Genomic DNA, 18,188 nt, shown 5'->3' on the forward strand with positions numbered 1-18,188 from the left:
CAACCGACCTACGCCAGCCGGGTCACCGCTCCATGGCCGGCCCAACCGAGGTTGAACCGATCCAGGTCAAGTCCAAAAAGACGCTTAGTTGACAGCGTCCTTGAGAGCTTTACCGGCCTTGAAGCCCGGGATCTTAGCAGCAGCGATCTTGATCGGCTTGCCGGTTTGCGGGTTGCGACCGGTGCGAGCAGCGCGCTCTTTGACAGCGAAGGTGCCGAAGCCTACCAGTACGACGGAGTCACCAGCCTTCAGGGCGCCAGTTACGGACTCGATCACCGCGTCCAGAGCGCGACCGGCAACAGCTTTCGGGATATCAGCAGATGCGGCGATAGCATCGATCAGTTCCGACTTGTTCACTCTAAGTCCCCTTATTTCTGTTGAGTATGTTTCTATGTGTTAGGTGTAAGCAAAAGCAGGTGCTGGTTTGCCAACTGACAAAGCAAGTGCCGCTTTATAACAAGGGCTCAAAAACAGTGTCAAGAAAGCCCCCCAACTAATGCGTGCTGATTCGCTCCTTGGAATCAGACTCGCGCTTCTCATCCTTTGCAACCATCTCGGGAGCCGCATCGGGCAAGGGCTCCGGGGCGTATTGCAGCGCAATTTGCAGGACTTCGTCAATCCATTTAACCGGTTTAATAACGAGATCAGCCTTAATATTATCCGGAATTTCCCTAAGGTCTCGTACATTTTCCTCGGGAATGATCACAGTCTTGATTCCACCCCGGTGCGCAGCCAGAAGTTTTTCCTTCAGGCCACCAATGGCCAGCACTTGACCACGCAGGGTGATCTCGCCGGTCATGGCAACGTCCGCCCGGACCGGGATCTGGGTAATCGCCGAGACCAGCGCAGTGCACATGCCGATACCCGCGCTAGGGCCGTCCTTGGGCGTGGCGCCCTCGGGCACGTGGATGTGGATATCGTGCTTCTCGTGGAAGTCCGGGGCGATGCCCAGGCTCTTCGAACGACTACGAACCACGGTCAGCGCAGCAGTGATGGACTCCGCCATGACGTCACCCAGCGAGCCGGTCTTGGTCAGTGCGCCCTTGCCGGGAACCATGGCCGATTCAATGGTCAGCAACTCGCCACCCACCTGGGTCCAGGCAAGGCCGGTGACCTGGCCGATCTGGTCCTGCTGCTCGGCCAGGCCGTAGCGGAACTTGCGCACGCCCAGGTAGTTTTCCAGCGAATCCGGAGTCACCACCGCTTCGATGCGCTTGGCCTTGCCACCATCCTTGACCGCCTTGCGGCAGACCTTGGCGATCTGTCGCTCGAGGCTGCGCACACCGGCTTCACGGGTGTAATAACGGATGATGTCGCGGGTAGCCGCTTCTTCGAAGACCACCTCGCCCTTCTTGAGACCATTGGCCGCAGTCTGTTTCGGTACAAGATATTTCGAGGCGATGTTGATCTTCTCGTCCTCGGTGTAACCCGGAAGGCGGATGACTTCCATGCGGTCCAGCAACGCTGCCGGAATGTTCATGGAGTTCGCCGTGCAGAGGAACATCACGTCGGAGAGGTCGTAGTCAACTTCGAGATAGTGGTCGTTGAAATTGTGGTTCTGCTCCGGATCGAGCACTTCCAGCAGCGCCGAAGCGGGGTCGCCGCGCATGTCGCTGCCCATCTTGTCGATCTCGTCGAGCAGGAACAGCGGGTTGCGCACGCCGACCTTGGTCATCTTCTGAATCAGACGGCCGGGCATGGAGCCGATGTAGGTACGACGGTGACCACGAATCTCCGCCTCGTCACGCACGCCACCCAGGGCCATGCGCACGAATTTGCGGTTGGTTGCTCGGGCGATGGACTCGGCCAGCGAAGTCTTGCCGACGCCGGGCGGGCCGACCAGGCAAAGCACCGGGCCCTTGAGCTTCTTCACGCGTTTCTGCACGGCGAGGTACTCAAGGATGCGCTCCTTGACCTCTTCCAGACCGTAATGGTCGGCATCGAGGATATCCTCGGCCTTGTCCAGGTCATGGCGCACCTTGCTTTCGGCTTTCCACGGCACATTGACCAGCCAATCGATGTAGGAACGCACTACGGTCGCCTCGGCGGACATCGGCGACATCTGCTTGAGCTTGTTCAACTCGGCGGTAGCCTTGGCCATGGCCTCCTTGGTGAGGCCGGCAGCGTCGATGCGCTTCTTCAGCTCTTCGACTTCGTTGTGACCTTCATCGATGTCACCCAGCTCTTTCTGGATGGCCTTCATCTGCTCGTTCAGGTAGTACTCGCGCTGGCTGCGCTCCATCTGCTTCTTCACGCGGCCGCGGATGCGCTTCTCGACCTGCAGCAGATCGATCTCGGCATCCAGCATCGCCAGCACGTGCTCGACACGGGCAGACAGCTCGGTGATCTCGAGGATTTCCTGCTTCTGCTCGATCTTCAGCGCCATGTGAGCGGCCATGGTATCCACCAGGCGGCCGGGCTCGTCGATGCTGTTGAGTGAGGACAGGACTTCAGCCGGGACTTTCTTGCCCAACTGGACGTACTGCTCGAATTGGCTGAGCAGGCTACGGGTGAAGACTTCGGATTCGCGCTCGCCGACGGAGACCTCGTCAATGATCGACACTTCGGCGCGGCAATAGGCTTCCTCATCGATAAAGCGCTCAACCTGGCCGCGCTGTTCGCCTTCGACCAGCACCTTGACGGTGCCGTCGGGCAGTTTCAGCAGCTGCAGGACGGTGGCCACTGTACCCATGCGGTACAGGCCGTCGGCGCCCGGATCGTCGTCGGCCGGGTTCTTCTGCGCCAGCAACAGGATCTGCTTGTCGCGGGTCATGGCGGCCTCGAGGGCCTCGATGGATTTCTCTCGCCCCACGAAAAGCGGGATGACCATGTGCGGATAGACCACTACGTCACGCAGGGGGAGCAGGGGCAACTCGACGAGTGTTTTCATGATATTCGGCTCTACAGCGGCACTTGGCCAAAACGATGGGATTGGACCCTTCGGGCTAAGATGGGGTTAGGACTGGGAAAAAACAAGCGCGGTAGATGGGAAGAAAAAAGGGGCCCTAGGGCCCCTTCTGGTTTCAGGCGTCAGGTGCAGCCTTGGCCGGCTGCTCGCTGTTCTCGTAGATCAGCAGCGGCTGGGAGGAACCCTCGATGACGCTTTCGTCGATCACCACCTTGCTGACGTCGTTCTGCGAGGGGATTTCGTACATGGTGTCGAGCAGGATGCCTTCGAGGATCGAACGCAGGCCACGGGCGCCGGTCTTACGCTCCAGAGCGCGACGAGCGACGGCCTTGAGCGCGTCCGGCCGGAACTCGAGGTCCACACCTTCCATTTCGAAGAGCTTGGCGTACTGCTTGGTCAGCGCGTTCTTCGGCTCGGTCAGAATCTGCATCAGCGCAGGCTCGTCCAACTCGTCAAGGGTCGCGATGATCGGCAGGCGGCCGACGAACTCGGGGATCAGACCGAATTTCACCAGATCTTCCGGCTCGACCTCACGCAGCGCCTCACCCACTTTCTTGCCCGCTTCCTGGCTGCGGACTTCGGCGTTGAAGCCGATGCCGCCCTTGGTGGAGCGGTTCTGGATGACCTTTTCCAGGCCTGCGAACGCGCCACCGCAGATGAACAGGATGTTGCGGGTGTCGACCTGCAGGAATTCCTGCTGCGGGTGCTTGCGGCCGCCCTGGGGCGGTACGGAAGCCACGGTGCCTTCGATCAGCTTCAGCAGGGCCTGCTGAACGCCTTCGCCGGACACGTCGCGGGTGATCGACGGGTTGTCGGATTTGCGCGAGATCTTGTCGATTTCGTCGATATAGACGATGCCCATCTGAGCCTTCTCGACATCGTAGTCGCACTTCTGCAGCAGCTTCTGGATGATGTTCTCGACATCCTCGCCCACGTAGCCCGCCTCGGTGAGGGTGGTGGCATCGGCGATGGTGAAGGGAACATTGAGCAGACGCGCCAGGGTCTCGGCGAGCAGGGTCTTGCCCGAGCCGGTCGGCCCGATCAGCAGGATGTTGCTCTTGCCGAGCTCGACGTCGTCCTTGCGCTCACGCTGGTTCAGGCGCTTGTAGTGGTTGTACACCGCTACAGCGAGCGTTTTCTTGGCACGTTCCTGGCCGATCACGTACTGATCGAGGATGGTGCGGATCTCTTTCGGCGCCGGTAGCTTGTGCGCACTGCTCTCCGCCTGTGCTTCCTGCACCTCCTCGCGGATGATGTCGTTGCACAGGTCGACGCACTCGTCGCAGATAAAGACCGAGGGGCCGGCAATCAACTTGCGCACTTCGTGCTGGCTCTTGCCGCAGAAGGAGCAATACAGCAGCTTGCCGTTGTCCTCGCCGTTGCGGGTGTCAGTCATTCGATCGTTCCAATCGGGGATATACGTGAAGGACAAGATGAAGGCATTCGCAGGCATTTTCAAGCCCGCGAAGCGGCCGGATCACCGGCCGCGGTATTGCGGAGAGACTCAGCTCGCAGCAGGACGCTGAGTGAAGACCTGGTCGATCAGACCGTATTTGACGGCCTCTTCGCCGCTCATGAAGCGGTCACGGTCGGTATCGCGGGCGATGATATCCAGCGGCTGGCCGGTATGGTGCGCCAGCACCTGGTTCAGGCGCTCCTTGATGAAGAGGATTTCCTTGGCGTGGATCTCGATATCCGAGGCCTGGCCCTGGAAGCCGCCCAGTGGCTGGTGGATCATCATCCGCGAGTGCGGCAGGCAATAGCGCTTGCCCGCGGCGCCGCCAGCCAGCAACAAGGCACCCATGCTGCACGCCTGGCCCACGCAGATGGTGGACACGTCGGGCTTGATGAACTGCATGGTGTCGTAGATCGACATGCCAGCGGTCACCGAACCACCCGGGGAGTTTATGTAGAGGTGGATATCCTTGTCCGGGTTCTCGGCTTCGAGGAACAGCAACTGGGCAACCACGAGGTTGGCCATGTAGTCCTCGACCTGGCCGACCAGGAAGATGATCCGCTCCTTGAGCAGGCGCGAATAGATGTCGTAGGAACGCTCACCGCGGGCGGACTGCTCCACCACCATCGGCACCAGACCACCAGCGGCCTGAATGTTCGGAACTTGCGGCATATAAGGATTATGCATGTCCGACGATCACTCCCTAATAAAAAGTCATGTCTCTATAGACGCACAAGCCAGCCCGAAGGCTGGCTTGTGACAATCGAACGAAGCGCTGGATCAGGCCGCTTGCGGAGCTTCTGCAGGCTTGACCGCTTCTTCGTAGGATACCTGCTTGTCGGTCACATTGGCCTTCTGCAGGACAGTATCTACAACTTGTTCTTCCAGTACAACCGAACGAACTTCGTTCAGTTGCTGGTCGTTCTTGTAGTACCAGGAAACAACCTGTTCCGGCTCCTGATAAGCGGAAGCCATCTCTTCGATCATTTCGCGAACGCGGGCTTCGTCAGCCTTCAGCTCATGCTGCTTGACCAGTTCGGCGACGATCAGACCCAGCACCACGCGGCGCTTGGCTTGTTCTTCGAACAGCTCGGCCGGCAGTTGGTCGGGCTTGATGTTGCCACCGAACTGCTGAACAGCCTGAACGCGCAGACGATTGACTTCGTTGCCGATCAGGGCTTTCGGAACTTCGATCGGGTTGGTCTCGACCAGACCTTCCATCACCTGGTTCTTCACCTTGGACTTGATGGCCTGACGCAGCTCACGCTCCATGTTCTTGCGAACTTCGGTGCGGAAGCCTTCCAAGGTGCTTTCCTTCACGCCGAACAGAGCGAAGAATTCTTCGTTCAGTTCCGGCAGCTTCGGCTCGGCGACGCTGTTGACGGTAACGGTGAACTCGGCGGCTTTGCCGGCCAGGTCCAGATTCTGGTAGTCCTCGGGGAAGGTCACGTTCAGCACGCGCTCTTCACCGGCCTTGGCGCCAACCAGGCCCTCTTCGAAGCCCGGGATCATGCGGCCGGAGCCCAGCACCAGCAGGGTGCCCTTGGCGGAACCGCCAGCGAAGGCTTCGCCGTCGATCTTGCCAACGAAGTCGATGTTCACCTGATCGTCGTTCTGAGCGGCGCGATCAACGGCTTCGAAGCGGGTGTTCTGCTTGCGCAGGATTTCCAGCATGTTGTCGAGATCGGCGTCAGCCACGTCGGCCTGCAGGCGCTCGACCTTGATGCCGTCGAAACCGGCAACCTTGAATTCCGGGAAGACTTCGAAGGTCGCGATGTACTCGAGGCCCTTCTCTTTCTCGAACACTTTCGGTTCGACAGAAGGAGCACCCGCCGGGTTCAGCTTCTGCTCGACCACGGCTTCGTAGAAGGTTTCCTGGATCAGGTCACCGAGGGCTTCCTGACGAGCGGCGGCTTCGTAGCGCTGACGGATCACGCTCATCGGCACCTTGCCGGGACGGAAGCCAGGAACCTTGGCGCGACGAGCGGTCTGCTGCAGACGCTTGTTGACTTCGGTCTCGATACGCTCGGCCGGCACGCCAACGGTCATGCGGCGCTCAAGAGCGGAGGTGCTTTCAACGGAAACTTGCATGGATATTCCTCGTGGCACAGACGTAAGCCGGTCCTTCCGGCTCCCAGAATCAAGGGCAAGCATTCTAGTAGCTAGAAATGCAGAAGTCACCCTGAGTGGAAGCTGCAGAAATTCACGGATGCGAGAGCTTATGGAAAGAAGATGGTGCGGACGGAGAGACTCGAACTCACCACGGGGTGCCCGGTCTCGCTGGGGGGCGCATTCTGCCTGAGCCCTGGAGCGAGTGTCACCGTGTTTTTGTTCCCAAAGTGTTCCCAGCGCCAGAGAGTGTGGCGGTGGAGAAGCAGCCCAAACCAGCCCGGCCGGGGCTTTCCGTCGATTTCATGTTGACCCATAAAAATGGGGTAATTTTGGTAATTTATTTTCAAAACAGCCTGAAAACCCTTTTTGATCAAGGCGTTAGAAGACCTCCCAAAGGTAATTTATTGGTAATTTTGAGGTAATCGAATTACCGTCCAGCAGGGTAAGCTCTGGGAAAAATAAATATCAATAAAATCAGCTACTTACTGAAAAATTACCTTTCACATTACCCCAAATTACCATTCAAGGTAATCGCTCAAACCTAGAGGCGACGCGCGCTCCAGGGGCGTTCTGAGCGGGAATTACCGAAATTACCCTTTTCTGAGATGTCACCCGGAAACAGCAGATCGGGAGGCCATCTGCCGCCACCTGTAAAAGGCCTCTCAGCGCAGGGATTCGCAGGCATTCCACCGCCTCAGAACGGGCAAACAGCGCACAGTCTGGGCCGCTTGGAGACCTCCGCAGGGGTGAAGAAAAAGTGCCACCTTTAGCCCGCAGGCGTGGCGGGGGGACGACCGCGCGCGCCGGGTGCTGTCCGGGGCCGATTTTGGCGGATATACTGTACCGATATACAGTACTTTTCAGCCTGCCATGACACCCCCTCAACCCCCCGATCTGGCTTGCTGGTACCGCCGCCTGAACGACTCCAGCGAGCGCATGCGCAACCCTGACCGCTACCACCAGGCTGTCACGGCAGCCGCGGCCGACCTGCTCGCCCGGCGCGTCATCAACCACCACGAGCACCAGGACATGGCCGACCTTGCCGACGCCGCACTCATGCATGCCCGAGAAGAGCTGGCCACTCAGCTGTTCGAGCTGACGGCTATCTATGACGTGGTCGACCCATCCACCGCTGAGCTGGCAGGCTCGATCGTCACCGGCACCTACCTGTGCAGTGGGCGCGAGCTGCCAGGGTCCCGAACCTCGATCGAGGGAGTGGTCCGCTACAACAGCGCCGGCCAGCTCAGCATGGTCACAATGAGCAGTGACGACCTTGGGCCGATCAGAGGGCTGACGTGGACAACGAGGCAAGGTCGCGCTCTGAACCTGATGAAGGTTGCTCAGTACCACCAGGGGCGCAGCATCCCGTACCTGTGGGACCCTGACTCCTGCCGACTGGCCTTGGATCAGTTGCGCGCACTCCGCGAGGACGGCCAGGACCAGGCTTGTCGGGAGCTGCAGCGGGTGCTCGCCATCGCCCCGTTCGGCCTGTGCCCGAGCTGCTGCGATCGCTTCGACCTGGTCGATGACTGCGAAAGGTGCCTGGGCCGAGGCATCATCCGCCGTATCAGCTGCCGCTTGTCGCAAGACCAGTAAATACGCGGCTTCCAGGCCGATTAAGCTGGCTTGGACTGACTAAAAATGGTATGTTTTGATGGGGCTTTTCATACTGGAGACAGGCAAAAATCCTTGCCTGCAGACGTAAAAAAGCCGCCTCGCAGGCGGCTTTGATATGGCAGGTCAGCGCTTGCCCGGCGGCGGCGGCTCGACGTCCTTGAATCGAATCACTTCCTCCCCTGCCCATTCGTTCACCTGGCGCAACCGCGCCTGCATCGGCTCCAGTTCGTTGGTGGTCCACACCTCCGACGCCTCCTTGATGGACCCGAAGCCCCCGGCGTTCTGCGGCACCACCCCCAGCAGCTGCGGATAGACACGCAACGCCGCGAGCTGGTCGTCGCGGCTGATGTTCTTGATCGCCCCAAAATCATCCTTGGCCGCCACCTCGCTGACCGGAATCAACTGGATGCCCTCCTTCTTGCCGTTGGGCGCGTAGACGAACAGGTTGCGGAAATTGCCCGGGCCCTTCGCGTTCTTCAGCGCGGTGCGCAGGTTGTCGATATCCGCCTGATCCTGGGCGGCGTCGGTCATGTAGAGGATGAAGCCGGCGTGACTGCCGTTGTTGTAGTACTTGCGGCGGAACAGCGTGGCCGATTCATTGAGCAGCGCGCTCTGCAGGGCGCAGAACCACTCCGGGATGCCATACAGCTCCTGATTGACGTCCGCCTCGCGGAGCTGGAACACGCTTCCGGCCTCAAACTCATGCTCATCCTTCCAGCCCAGCACCTGGAAGAAGACGCCCTCTTCCACCCCACGGCGCATGTACTTGGCCAGCGGCGGCTGCAGAGCCAGCATGCCCTGCAGCCTGCTGCGCCGCCTCTCGAGGTAGCTGTTACCGAAGGTCAGCCAGTCCAGGCTGAACTGCTCGAACGCCGCCAAGCTCAGCAGGCGGTGCGGGATGAAGCTCTTCGCCAGCATGTTGCGCTTGAACATCAGCGCCGACTGGACGTAAGGGCTCGACCGCATGCCCTTGGCCAAGCCGTACATCGACAAGGGCGGCTCATACCAGCGGCCATTGGACCAGCACTCCAGGTAATCGAGGATGCCGCGGCTATCCAGCACCGGGGTCGGCTCACCAAAGGTGAAGGCCTCCATGGACGCCTGCGGCGATAGTACTTCGCCCTCGGCGACGGTCGATTGGGTAGCCAGTTCCTGGCGCGTTGCGGTGCTCATCAGTAGCTCTCCATGAATCCGGTGTTGGCCTTGGTCTGGCCCTCAAGCGGTTCGTTGTGCAGGGCGTGGAACAGGGCCCACGCCAGGTCGGCGTGGCCGGTGTTGTCGTTGCGACCGGCGGTATACGTGAACTGCCGCCCGCCAGCGGTCATGGTCTTGCGGATCGCCATCAGCGACGACGCCAGGTCCGTCCAGCCAGCATCGAACTCAAGCCGGCCGTTCTTGATCACGTCCCAGGCTTTCATCACCAAGCGGACCTTCACTTCGGGGGAGTAGCTGAAGGTGGTCACGGCCGGGAAGAAGCTGCGCACCAGTTGGGCGACGCCAGTCCCCATCCCGGTGATGTCGATGCCGATATAGGTCACCCAGTAGCGCTCGGTGACCTTGCGGATGAACTGGGCTTGTGCGGCGAAATCCATCCCGCGGAACTGGTGCCGCTCGAGCACACGGAACTTGCCACCAGCCACCATCGGCGGCGCCACCACTACCAGGCCGGCGCTATCGCCATTCTCAGCAGGGTCATAGCCGACCCAGACCTGGCGGTCGCCAAACGGGCGCAGGGCGTGCGGCTTGTAGTCCTCATTCCACTCGAGCCAGCTGTCGACCATGCCAGGCTGCAACATGGCCAGCGGGAAGATGCTCGCGCCGTCGTCGACGAACTCGCACATCAGCAGGTTCTGGAAGGCCTCGGCATCGTACTCATGGCGCAACTCTTCGAGGTCGAACAGGTCGCAGCCCCGAGCCTCTGCGTCCCGGATAGTCACGATCTGCCGCCACAGCTTGTCCTCGCAGAGCCTTCCCTGTGCCAGGGCGTCGTGGCTCACGTCGATCTTGATGTGCTGCGCTGTGGGTTTGCCGCGGTTGAATCGCTCCCCCGTCCAGAACGTGTACGCCTCATGCGCCATGCTCGAGGGCGTCGAGAAGTAGGTCCGGCGGTAGCGCTTCTGCATGGCCATGCCCGACGCGACCTTGTTCAGTTCCTTGAACTTGTAGGTCCAGAAGAATTCGTCGAAATAGAAATTTCCGTGGTAGCCCTGGGCCGTCCGGGCGTTGGTACCCAGGAAGTGCAGCTCGGCGCCGTTGGGCAGAATGATCGGGTCGCCGGTCAGGTCCACGCCAACCACGTCCCGGGCAAACGCCTGGATGTAGGCCTTGAAGATGTGCGCCTGGTTCTTCGACGCCGACAGGAAAATTTGATTGCGCCCAGTCACCAGGGCGTCGATCAGTGCCTCGCGGGCAAAGTAGAACGTGGCACCGATCTGGCGCGACTTGAGAATCACCCGCGTGCGCATCTCGCCAGCGCGGTACCAATCCTTCTGGTAGTCGAAACTCTCGTCGAGGAAGGCCTCGAGCAGCTTCTCGACCAGTTCCTCGTCGATGTCGTTTCGCTTGGGCTTGCGCTTGGGCGCCGCGTTGCGCTTCGCCAACTCGGGGTTCAGGTCAGTCTCACTGCCGCCGCCTTGGTAGCGCTGGATGCGTGCCTGACGCTCCAGTTGGCGATGCAACAGGTCGATTTCCTTGAAGTCGCCGCCGGTCTTCGCGTCCTTCAGGATCAACTGGACGAGACGGGCTTCCAGCGCCCCACCAATCCGTTCTACGCTGTCGGCCCGGTCCCAGCTGTCGCGATCCTTCCAGCTGTGAAGGGTCTTCTCCTTCTCGTCCAGGAAGTCGGCGATATCGCAGACACGCCAGCCCATCCAGTACAGGAATTTGGCCTGGCGGCGATTGTCTCGGACGGGAATTTCGGCGGTCACATTCATGGCGCCGATGCTGCCGCCCGCGCGCGAGCCTCCCTAGCCCCGCTTCCTGTAGCTCCGTCGCTTACAGGACCGAGCCGTTGCCCGGCTAGCCCCACCTCCCGACCATGCCCTCAACGCCACGGCGACCGCCGCCACGCATTGAGGACAGCACATGTCGACCCCCGCCAAGAAATTCCGCTCCAACTGGTTCCGCGTTGCCGTCGAAGGCGCGACCTCGGACAAGCGCACCATCAAGCGCAGCTGGCTGGAGCAAGCCGCCAAGAACTTCGACCCGAAAACCTACGGCGCCCGCATCTGGCTGGAGCACTTCCGCAGCCTGCTTCCGGACAGCCCCTTCCGCGCCTACGGCGACGTCCTGGCGGTGAAGGCTGAAGAGGCCGAGGTCGACGGCCAGAAGAAGCTGGCCCTGTTCGTTCAGGTAGAGCCGACCCCCGACCTGGTCGCCATGAACAAGGCGAAGCAGAAAATCTACACCTCGATCGAGATCGACGATTCCTTCGCCGATACCGGCGAAGCCTACCTCGTCGGCCTGGCCGTCACCGACTCCCCGGCAAGCCTGGGCACTGACGTCCTCGCCTTCTCGGCTCAGAAGCCGGACGCCAGCCCCTTCAAGGATCGGCACTACTCCGAAACCTCGATGTTCTCTGAGTCCATCGAAGTGGACGGGCTCACCTTCGAGGAAGTGGAAGACCCGAAGACCGGCGTGGGCGCCAAGCTGCTCAGCAGCGTGAAGGCGTTGCTCAGTGGCAAACAGGCGCAGGCCGACGAGCAGTTCAGCCAGGTCGCCGAAGCGGTCCAGGCAGTGGCCGAGCATGTGAAGGACCTGCCGGAAAAGTTCGCCAGCCTGGAAGGCAAGCAGAGCGACCACGACGGCCAACTGACCAAGCTCAGCGCTGACCTGGACGAGCTGAAGCAAAAGCTCAGCCAGACCCCCGATACGACTCAGAGCAAGCGCCCCGTGGTAACCGGCGGCGAAAACAAGGTCGAGAAGACCGACTGCTGATTCACCACGACCGCCCTATCGCTACGGAGTAGCCTCATGCATAACGATACCCGCCGCCTGTTCAACGAATACCTCGGCGTGCTCGCCGCGCTGAACGGTGTAGACGACGTCACCACCAAGTTCTCTGTCGACCCGACCGTCGCCCAGACCTTGGAAACCCGCATCCAGGAATCGAGCGGCTTCCTGCAGCAGATCAACGTGCTCGGCGTTACCGAGCAGTCCGGTGAGAAAGTCGGCCTCGGCGTTTCCGGCCCGATCGCCAGCACCACCGACACTACTGCTCAGGACCGTCAAACCCGCGACGTGACCGTGCTCGACAACCTGGGCTATCTCTGCACCCAGACCAACTTCGACAGCCACATCACGTACAAGAAGCTGGATGCCTGGCGCAAGTTCAAGGACTTCCAGGCCCGCATTCGTGACGCGATCCTGCGCCGCCAGGCCCTGGACCGCATCATGATCGGCTGGAACGGCACCAGCCGTGCCGCCACCTCGAACATCGCCACCAACCCCCTGCTGCAGGATGTGAACATCGGCTGGCTGGAGAAGATGCGCCTCACCAACGCGGCGCGCGTGATGACCGAGGGTGATAAGGAAGCCGGCAAAATCCTCATCGGCGCCACGGGCGACTTCAAGAACATCGACGCCCTGGTTTACGCCATGGTCAACGAACTCATTGAGCCCTGGTATCAGGAAGACTCTGAGCTGGTCGTCGTGTGTGGTCGCGAACTGCTGGCCGACAAGTACTTCCCGCTGGTCAACAAGGACCAGGCGCCCAGCGAGCAGTTGGCAGCCGATGTGGTCATGAGCCAGAAGCGCATCGGCGGCCTGCCTGCCGCTCGCGTTCCGTTCTTCCCTGCCAAGGGCCTGATGATCACCCGCCTCGACAACCTGTCGATCTACTGGCAGGAAGAGAGCCGCCGCCGCCAGATCGTGGACAACGCCAAGCGCGACCGCATCGAGAACTACGAGTCGTCCAACGATTCCTACGTGATCGAGGACCTCGGCTGCGCCGCGATGGCCGAGAACATCACTCTCCAGGTCGCGTGAGGTAAACCGCCATGAACCTCTGCCGCCGCCATTACCAGCGCGTCACCGCCGCCCAAGCGGCGGCGGAGGTCGCTGGTCCAACCCAGACCATGGCAGGACTGACCGCCTACGAACTCCAGCTCGCCCAGCTCATCCATGACCGGGCCCGCCTGAAGGGCATTCAGTCCACCGAGGGCAAGATCGAGCTCAAGCGTCAGCTGCTCCCCGCCTATGCCCCCTACGTCGAGGGCGTGCTCTCGGCCGGGCAAGGCGCCCAGGACGAGGTGCTGGTCACCATCATGCTCTGGCGCATTGACGCCGGAGCGTTCACCGAAGGCCTGGATATCGCCGCCTACGTGTTCGCGCACGGCCTGGTGATGCCGGATCGATTCAACCGCACCGTCGGCTGCCTCGTTGCAGAGGAAGTGGCCGAGAGCGCCATCAAGGCCCTGAAGGCAGGTCAACCGTTCGACATCGCCGTGCTGCTGCGCACCGCCGAACTCACAGCCGAGCAGGACATGCCCGACGAGGTTAAGGCCAAGCTCTTTCTCGCCCTCGGCCGAGCCACCTTGCACGGGCTGTCCGTCGAGGTTCCGGGCAAGCCAGGTCAGGTCGAAGAAGGCGTCGCTCTCCTGACGCGCGCCATCGAGCTGCATGACAAGTGCGGCGGCAAGAAGGACCTCGAAGCTGCCGATCGGCTGCACAAGAAACTGGCCGACGCTGCTACGGCAGCTGCTCCGACTTCGACAGAGCCGCCGCCTTCCAGCGCCCCAACCGGGAACAAGCCCTCTGTGTCTCGGAAACCGTCCGGCAAGGGCACCCGAAAGACCCAACAGAATCTGCCCCGCAAGGGCTGACCGAGCGCCCCGCGCACCCAAGCCGGCTCGGGGCCGATCTGCCTGGTGACTCCTTCCAGCGCAGTGACGCCCCGACCACCGGCTACCCATTCAAGGCAGGACCATGAGCGCATTCGTAGCCAGCGGCGACGCAACCAATGGCGTCACCATCAACAGCGACGAGTTCTGGCCAGGCATCGACCTGGACACGCTCCGCGACGACATGCGCATCGGCTCCGATGTCAGCAACGCCAAGCTTGAAACCGCCGTAGTAGCAGCCCTTCTCAACGTCAATCGCCAGCTGGTCGAGTGGCAGGGCATGCAGCAGGACCAGGGCTACAGCACCCTCAGCCAGGTCCCCGCGAAGAAGGTAAACGGCGAATCGGCCCTGGTGCTGCACTACCAGCGCGCCGTGCGCTGCGCCACCGCAGCCGAGCTGCTCGAGCGCTACCGCGGCTACGACGCCACCAACAACGGCAACCAGAACGCCGAAGAGCGCGCCCCGACCATCGACGAATACCGGCGCGATCTCGCCTGGGCAGTCAGTGACCTGGTCAATCGGCCGCGCTCAACCGTGGAGCTGATCTGATGGAAAAGCCCGAATACATCGACTGGAACGAAATCTCGCGCCGCGGCCTGCTCGAGCGCATCAACCGCGAAATCATGCACCCGCTTGGTTTGGCCGTCTGCCGTGTAATCGAGACGGGGCAGTCCCCGGGCGCCCTGGTATCCCCGGATGGCCCGTTCTGCTACCCGGAAGATCAGCAGAAGCACGAGGCCGAGTGATGGCCGCCATCCTCCGCACGCAACAGCGCGACACCGTCGAAGCGCTCTGCTGGCGGTACTACGGCCGGACTGGGAACGTCACCGAGGCCGTCCTCGAGGCGAACCCGGGCTTGGCCGACTACGGCCCGATCCTCCCCCAGGGCATCGAAGTCACAATGCCCGACGCCCAGAACACCGCCCCGACACAGCAGGTAGTGAACCTGTGGGATTGACCAACAAGGGAAGTAGTAGACATGGCTGATCCAACCACCACTGCTGCTGGCGGTCTCCTGATGGGGCTGGGCCTTGGCGCCACCCTCCACGTCGACGGCTACGTGCTGTTCGGTGCCCTGCTCGGCGCCTGGATTACCACCAGCAGCCGCCACGACTTCAAAGTCTGGACGCGCATGTTTGCGCTGATCCTGCCCACCTGCGTCGGGTACCTCTCCGCCGGCCCGGCGCTCGCCCAGATTCCTTGGCTCACCACCCGCGAATTCGCCGCCCTGGTCTGCGCCGTGGTGGTCATCCCCCTGATCCTCAAGGCCGCAGCCTGGCTGGACAAACTCGACTTCGGCGAGATTCTGCGCCGCATTCGCGGAGGGAGCTGACATGTTCATGCTGATCATCCCGCTCATCACCGCCCTGGCCTACCTGGCCGGCGCAGCGCGCATCGCTTGCTTTCGCAGGGGGCCGGCACGCTATCGCCGCGGCATGTCGGTCGTCGCCAGCCTGCTGGGTGCGTCCATGGCCATCTGCGGCCTGGAAATCCTGTTCTACCGCCCGCCGGTCAGCCTGTGGCACGGCATCACCGCGTGCCTGCTGTGCGTCCTTATTTTCCGTTCCCGCGGCAACGTCGCCGCCCTGCTGAGGCCCTCCACATGACAACCCTTCGCCACGGCGATCGCGGGCAGGACGTCCGCACCCTGCAGAACCGTCTGAACGACCGCCTGAAGGTGGGCCTGGACGCCACCGGCCTATTCGACGACGCCACGGAAGCCGCAGTGCAAACTTTCCAGCGTGGCGCAGGCCTGGTCGACGACGGAATCGTCGGCCCCAAGACCCAGTCGGCGCTGACCGGCCAGGGCACCGCCCTGCTGCTGGGCGCCGGCAACCTGGTCGCAGCTGCAAAGCGCCTGGATGTGCCGCTGGCCAGCGTCTACGCGGTCAACGAGGTCGAGTCGGCCGGCGCCGGCTTCCTGCCCAACGGCAAGCCCAAGATTCTGTTCGAGCGGCACCAGATGTATCGCCAGCTCTGCACGTCACGGCATCCTGACGACGACGTCGCCGCGCTGAAGCGTCACGCCGACGAACTGGCCGCCCAGTACCCAAGCCTGATCAACCCCACCCCGGGCGGATACGCAGGCGGCGTCGCCGAACACCAGCGCCTGGCCCAGGCCCGGCTGATAGACGACACCGCCGCCCTGGAGTCAGCCAGTTGGGGCGCCTTCCAGATCATGGGCTACCACGCCACCCGCCTGGGCTACGAGAGCGTGCAGGCCTTCGCCGAAGCGATGGCCAGCGGCGAACCGGCTCAGCTCGACGCGTTCGTGCGCTTCATCGAGGCCGACCCCGCCCTGCTCAAGGCCCTGAAGGCCCGCAAGTGGGCCGACTTCGCCAAGATCTACAACGGCCCGGCCTACGCCAGAAACCTCTACGACGTGAAGCTGCAGCGCGCCTTCGAGCGCTACTCCGCCAGCCTGAAGGAGGTCGCATGAGCCCGCGCCCCGTAGCTCCACCCCCTGCCCCTCCAGCCCCGCCCGCTCGGCGAGCCACGGTCGTCATCAATGAGCAGCGCATCGACCTCGACCAGCTCCGCCGAATCGACCCGCAGGACGGCGACGTCCTGGTGCTTCCGGATGACTTCCCGCAGGGCGACTTCCACGCACTGGCCGAGGCGCTGCAGGTCGCCAAGCCGGGCATCAAGTGTCTGATCGTGCGTGGCGACGTCCGCCGCCTCGACGTCAGCGAAATGAACCGCCTGGGCTGGTACCGCGCATGAGCACGCTGCGCCAGGCGCTCTACGGCATAGCCCTGTTGGGCGCCCTGGCGCTGCTGCTGTGGGGCTATCACCAGCGCGGCTTGGCCGCCGACGCCACCTTGGCACTGGCCAACCAGCAGACGCATGACGCCGAGGCGCGGAACGAGCGCCTGTCCAACATCGTCACCGCCCTGCACGCCAACTTGCGAACCGAGCGTGAAGCGCAAACCAACCTGCGCACCACGCAAGACCAGCTCCGCCTGGGGCTGGCCACCCGGCAACGCCTGATCGAGGACCTGAAGCGTGAAAACGAGGAACTACGCGCATGGGCTGCTCAGCCTCTGCCTGACGATGCTCGCCGCCTGCGGCAGCGCCCGGCCATCATCGGAGCAGACGCTTATCGCGACTGGCTGTCCGGCCGTGGTGCAGTGCCAGCTGCCCGCGACGGCGCCGGCCAGTAACGGCGAGCTGCTCAACGACACCGACCGCGCCGAGTCCGCCTGGGCGGACTGCGCCGCCCAGGTCGACATGATCTACCGCCACCAGCAGGACCACCCACAGCATGTACAAGCCAGATAGCCTGCGAGCCGCGCTGCTTGCCTCGGTACCGCAACTGAAGCATGACCCCGAGCGCCTGCTGATCTTCATCGAGGAGGGCACCGTCCGATGCACTGCGGCGGCCTCCCTATCCTTCGAATACGGCTACACCCTGCAGGTCATCCTGACCGACTTCCCAGGGTCGCCTGATGCCGTGATGCTGCCCCTGCTGGGCTGGCTCCGCGAGCACCAGAGCGAGCTGCTGGCCAACCTTGAAAAGTCGGCTGAAGCGATCAAGTTCGAAGCCGAGATCATCGACAAGAACAAGGTCGACCTGGCCATCACGCTTCCGTTGACCGAGCGCGTGGTAGTCCAGCGCCTCGAGAACGGAACCTACAGCGTCACCCACGTTCCTGAACCGCAATACGAGCCCTACGAGTCCTATGGCACCATGCAGTTCATCGCCAACGGTGATCTGCTGGCCGAGTGGGTTCCTCCGTCCGCACCGGACGGGATGGCGCTTGCCACGCCGCACCCGCAACACCACCACGATGGCTGACGCACTCGACACGCTTGAGGATTGGGCGGGCCCGGTACTACGCGCCATGGAACCTGTTGCGCGGCGAAAGCTCGCCGCCGATCTGGCCCGCCGGCTCCGCCGTAGCCAGCAGAAGCGCATCGCCATGCAGAAGAACCCGGATGGCAGCGGGTACACAGCGCGAAAGCCCCGCGAGCTGCGCGGCAAGGCGGGCCACATCAAACGCCGCGCCGCCATGTTCACCAAGCTGCGCACCGCCCGCTACCTGAAGGCCAAGGGCGACTCGCAAGCCATCGTGCTCAGCTTCGCCGGCCGCATCTCCCGTATCGCCCGCGTCCACCAATACGGCCTCAAGGATCGCGCCGCACCAGGTGCGCCCGACGTGCGCTATCCCGAGCGCAAGCTGTTCGGCTTCACCGACGCAGACCTCGACCTGATCCGCGACGGCCTGCTCGAGCACATCCCCCTGTAAGCCG

22 protein-coding genes and 1 pseudogene are annotated in these 18,188 nt (G+C 62.4%); 16 read left to right on the top strand and 7 right to left on the bottom strand.

The genetic code is table 11. The features are described from left to right. Positions 1–84: 84 nt before the first annotated feature. From hupB to tig, 5 genes are all read right to left on the bottom strand, one after another. A complete protein-coding gene (hupB, locus tag C167_RS0117310) occupies positions 85–357 on the bottom strand; it encodes a nucleoid-associated protein HU-beta (protein ID WP_003087931.1) in 273 nt (90 codons plus the stop codon). A gap of 136 nt (positions 358–493) precedes the next feature. Beyond that, complete coding sequence (gene lon, locus C167_RS0117315; RefSeq protein WP_017519552.1) at positions 494–2,890, bottom strand: endopeptidase La; 2,397 nt, start codon at positions 2,888–2,890, stop codon at positions 494–496. Between the two features lie 133 nt (positions 2,891–3,023). Further along, positions 3,024–4,304 (bottom strand): ATP-dependent Clp protease ATP-binding subunit ClpX, encoded by a 1,281-nt coding sequence (gene clpX / locus C167_RS0117320; RefSeq protein ID WP_017519553.1) that lies wholly within the window; start codon positions 4,302–4,304, stop codon positions 3,024–3,026. Between the two features lie 108 nt (positions 4,305–4,412). Further along, on the bottom strand, positions 4,413–5,051 hold the full coding sequence (clpP, locus tag C167_RS0117325) for an ATP-dependent Clp endopeptidase proteolytic subunit ClpP (RefSeq protein ID WP_037006195.1): 639 nt from the start codon (positions 5,049–5,051) through the stop codon (positions 4,413–4,415). A 93-nt stretch (positions 5,052–5,144) separates the two neighbouring features. Continuing rightward, the gene (gene tig / locus C167_RS0117330; protein ID WP_017519555.1) at positions 5,145–6,455 is read right to left on the bottom strand and encodes a trigger factor; all 1,311 of its coding nucleotides are present in this window, start codon (positions 6,453–6,455) and stop codon (positions 5,145–5,147) included. A 95-nt stretch (positions 6,456–6,550) separates the two neighbouring features. Here tig and C167_RS34545 point away from each other — a divergent pair, with 95 nt between their 5' ends. Next, on the top strand, positions 6,551–6,898 hold the full coding sequence (locus C167_RS34545) for a hypothetical protein (RefSeq protein ID WP_157791850.1): 348 nt from the start codon (positions 6,551–6,553) through the stop codon (positions 6,896–6,898). A 448-nt stretch (positions 6,899–7,346) separates the two neighbouring features. Further along, positions 7,347–8,072, top strand: a complete 726-nt coding sequence (locus tag C167_RS0117335) for a hypothetical protein (RefSeq protein ID WP_157791851.1) — start codon at positions 7,347–7,349, stop codon at positions 8,070–8,072. A gap of 144 nt (positions 8,073–8,216) precedes the next feature. On the opposite strand, the gene C167_RS0117340 is transcribed toward C167_RS0117335, so the two are convergent. Next, positions 8,217–9,266, bottom strand: coding sequence for a phage portal protein (locus C167_RS0117340; RefSeq protein ID WP_017519557.1), 1,050 nt, complete (start codon positions 9,264–9,266; stop codon positions 8,217–8,219). Continuing rightward, a complete protein-coding gene (locus tag C167_RS0117345) occupies positions 9,266–11,026 on the bottom strand; it encodes a terminase ATPase subunit family protein (protein ID WP_017519558.1) in 1,761 nt (586 codons plus the stop codon). Before C167_RS0117345 ends, C167_RS0117340 begins: the two co-directional genes overlap by 1 nt. A gap of 151 nt (positions 11,027–11,177) precedes the next feature. Here C167_RS0117345 and C167_RS0117350 point away from each other — a divergent pair, with 151 nt between their 5' ends. From C167_RS0117350 to C167_RS0117415, 14 genes and pseudogenes are all read left to right on the top strand, one after another. After that, a complete protein-coding gene (locus C167_RS0117350) occupies positions 11,178–12,029 on the top strand; it encodes a GPO family capsid scaffolding protein (protein WP_017519559.1) in 852 nt (283 codons plus the stop codon). Positions 12,030–12,065: 36 nt separating this feature from the next. After that, entirely contained in the window at positions 12,066–13,079 is a 1,014-nt protein-coding gene (locus tag C167_RS0117355; protein WP_017519560.1) for a phage major capsid protein, P2 family, read from the top strand. Between the two features lie 11 nt (positions 13,080–13,090). Then, a pseudogene (locus C167_RS32690) lies at positions 13,091–13,774 on the top strand (terminase endonuclease subunit); the annotation flags it as partial. Between the two features lie 244 nt (positions 13,775–14,018). Then, positions 14,019–14,483, top strand: a complete 465-nt coding sequence (locus C167_RS0117365) for a head completion/stabilization protein (RefSeq protein ID WP_017519562.1) — start codon at positions 14,019–14,021, stop codon at positions 14,481–14,483. Beyond that, complete coding sequence (locus tag C167_RS0117370; RefSeq protein WP_017519563.1) at positions 14,483–14,680, top strand: DUF7415 domain-containing protein; 198 nt, start codon at positions 14,483–14,485, stop codon at positions 14,678–14,680. Before C167_RS0117365 ends, C167_RS0117370 begins: the two co-directional genes overlap by 1 nt. Beyond that, complete coding sequence (locus C167_RS0117375; protein ID WP_017519564.1) at positions 14,680–14,892, top strand: tail protein X; 213 nt, start codon at positions 14,680–14,682, stop codon at positions 14,890–14,892. The genes C167_RS0117370 and C167_RS0117375 overlap by 1 nt, the downstream gene beginning before the upstream one ends. 21 nt (positions 14,893–14,913) lie before the next feature. Beyond that, positions 14,914–15,267 (top strand): putative holin, encoded by a 354-nt coding sequence (locus tag C167_RS0117380; RefSeq protein ID WP_017519565.1) that lies wholly within the window; start codon positions 14,914–14,916, stop codon positions 15,265–15,267. A 1-nt stretch (position 15,268) separates the two neighbouring features. Beyond that, entirely contained in the window at positions 15,269–15,541 is a 273-nt protein-coding gene (locus C167_RS0117385; RefSeq protein WP_017519566.1) for a phage holin family protein, read from the top strand. Beyond that, entirely contained in the window at positions 15,538–16,374 is an 837-nt protein-coding gene (locus C167_RS0117390) for an N-acetylmuramidase domain-containing protein (RefSeq protein ID WP_017519567.1), read from the top strand. Before C167_RS0117385 ends, C167_RS0117390 begins: the two co-directional genes overlap by 4 nt. Continuing rightward, complete coding sequence (locus C167_RS0117395; protein WP_017519568.1) at positions 16,371–16,658, top strand: hypothetical protein; 288 nt, start codon at positions 16,371–16,373, stop codon at positions 16,656–16,658. Before C167_RS0117390 ends, C167_RS0117395 begins: the two co-directional genes overlap by 4 nt. Next, entirely contained in the window at positions 16,655–17,098 is a 444-nt protein-coding gene (gene lysB, locus C167_RS0117400; RefSeq protein WP_017519569.1) for an Rz-like lysis system protein LysB, read from the top strand. Before C167_RS0117395 ends, lysB begins: the two co-directional genes overlap by 4 nt. Next, positions 16,989–17,216: an Rz1-like lysis system protein LysC gene (lysC, locus tag C167_RS35150; protein ID WP_235154329.1), complete on the top strand. Its 228-nt coding sequence runs from the start codon at positions 16,989–16,991 to the stop codon at positions 17,214–17,216. The genes lysB and lysC overlap by 110 nt, the downstream gene beginning before the upstream one ends. After that, the gene (locus tag C167_RS0117410; protein WP_017519571.1) at positions 17,200–17,733 is read left to right on the top strand and encodes a phage tail protein; all 534 of its coding nucleotides are present in this window, start codon (positions 17,200–17,202) and stop codon (positions 17,731–17,733) included. The genes lysC and C167_RS0117410 overlap by 17 nt, the downstream gene beginning before the upstream one ends. Further along, positions 17,726–18,184, top strand: a complete 459-nt coding sequence (locus C167_RS0117415) for a phage virion morphogenesis protein (RefSeq protein WP_017519572.1) — start codon at positions 17,726–17,728, stop codon at positions 18,182–18,184. Before C167_RS0117410 ends, C167_RS0117415 begins: the two co-directional genes overlap by 8 nt. Positions 18,185–18,188 lie beyond the last annotated feature (4 nt).

The sequence above is a fragment of the Pseudomonas nitroreducens TX1 genome, from assembly GCF_000313755.1.
Classification (GTDB): domain Bacteria; phylum Pseudomonadota; class Gammaproteobacteria; order Pseudomonadales; family Pseudomonadaceae; genus Pseudomonas; species Pseudomonas nitroreducens_A.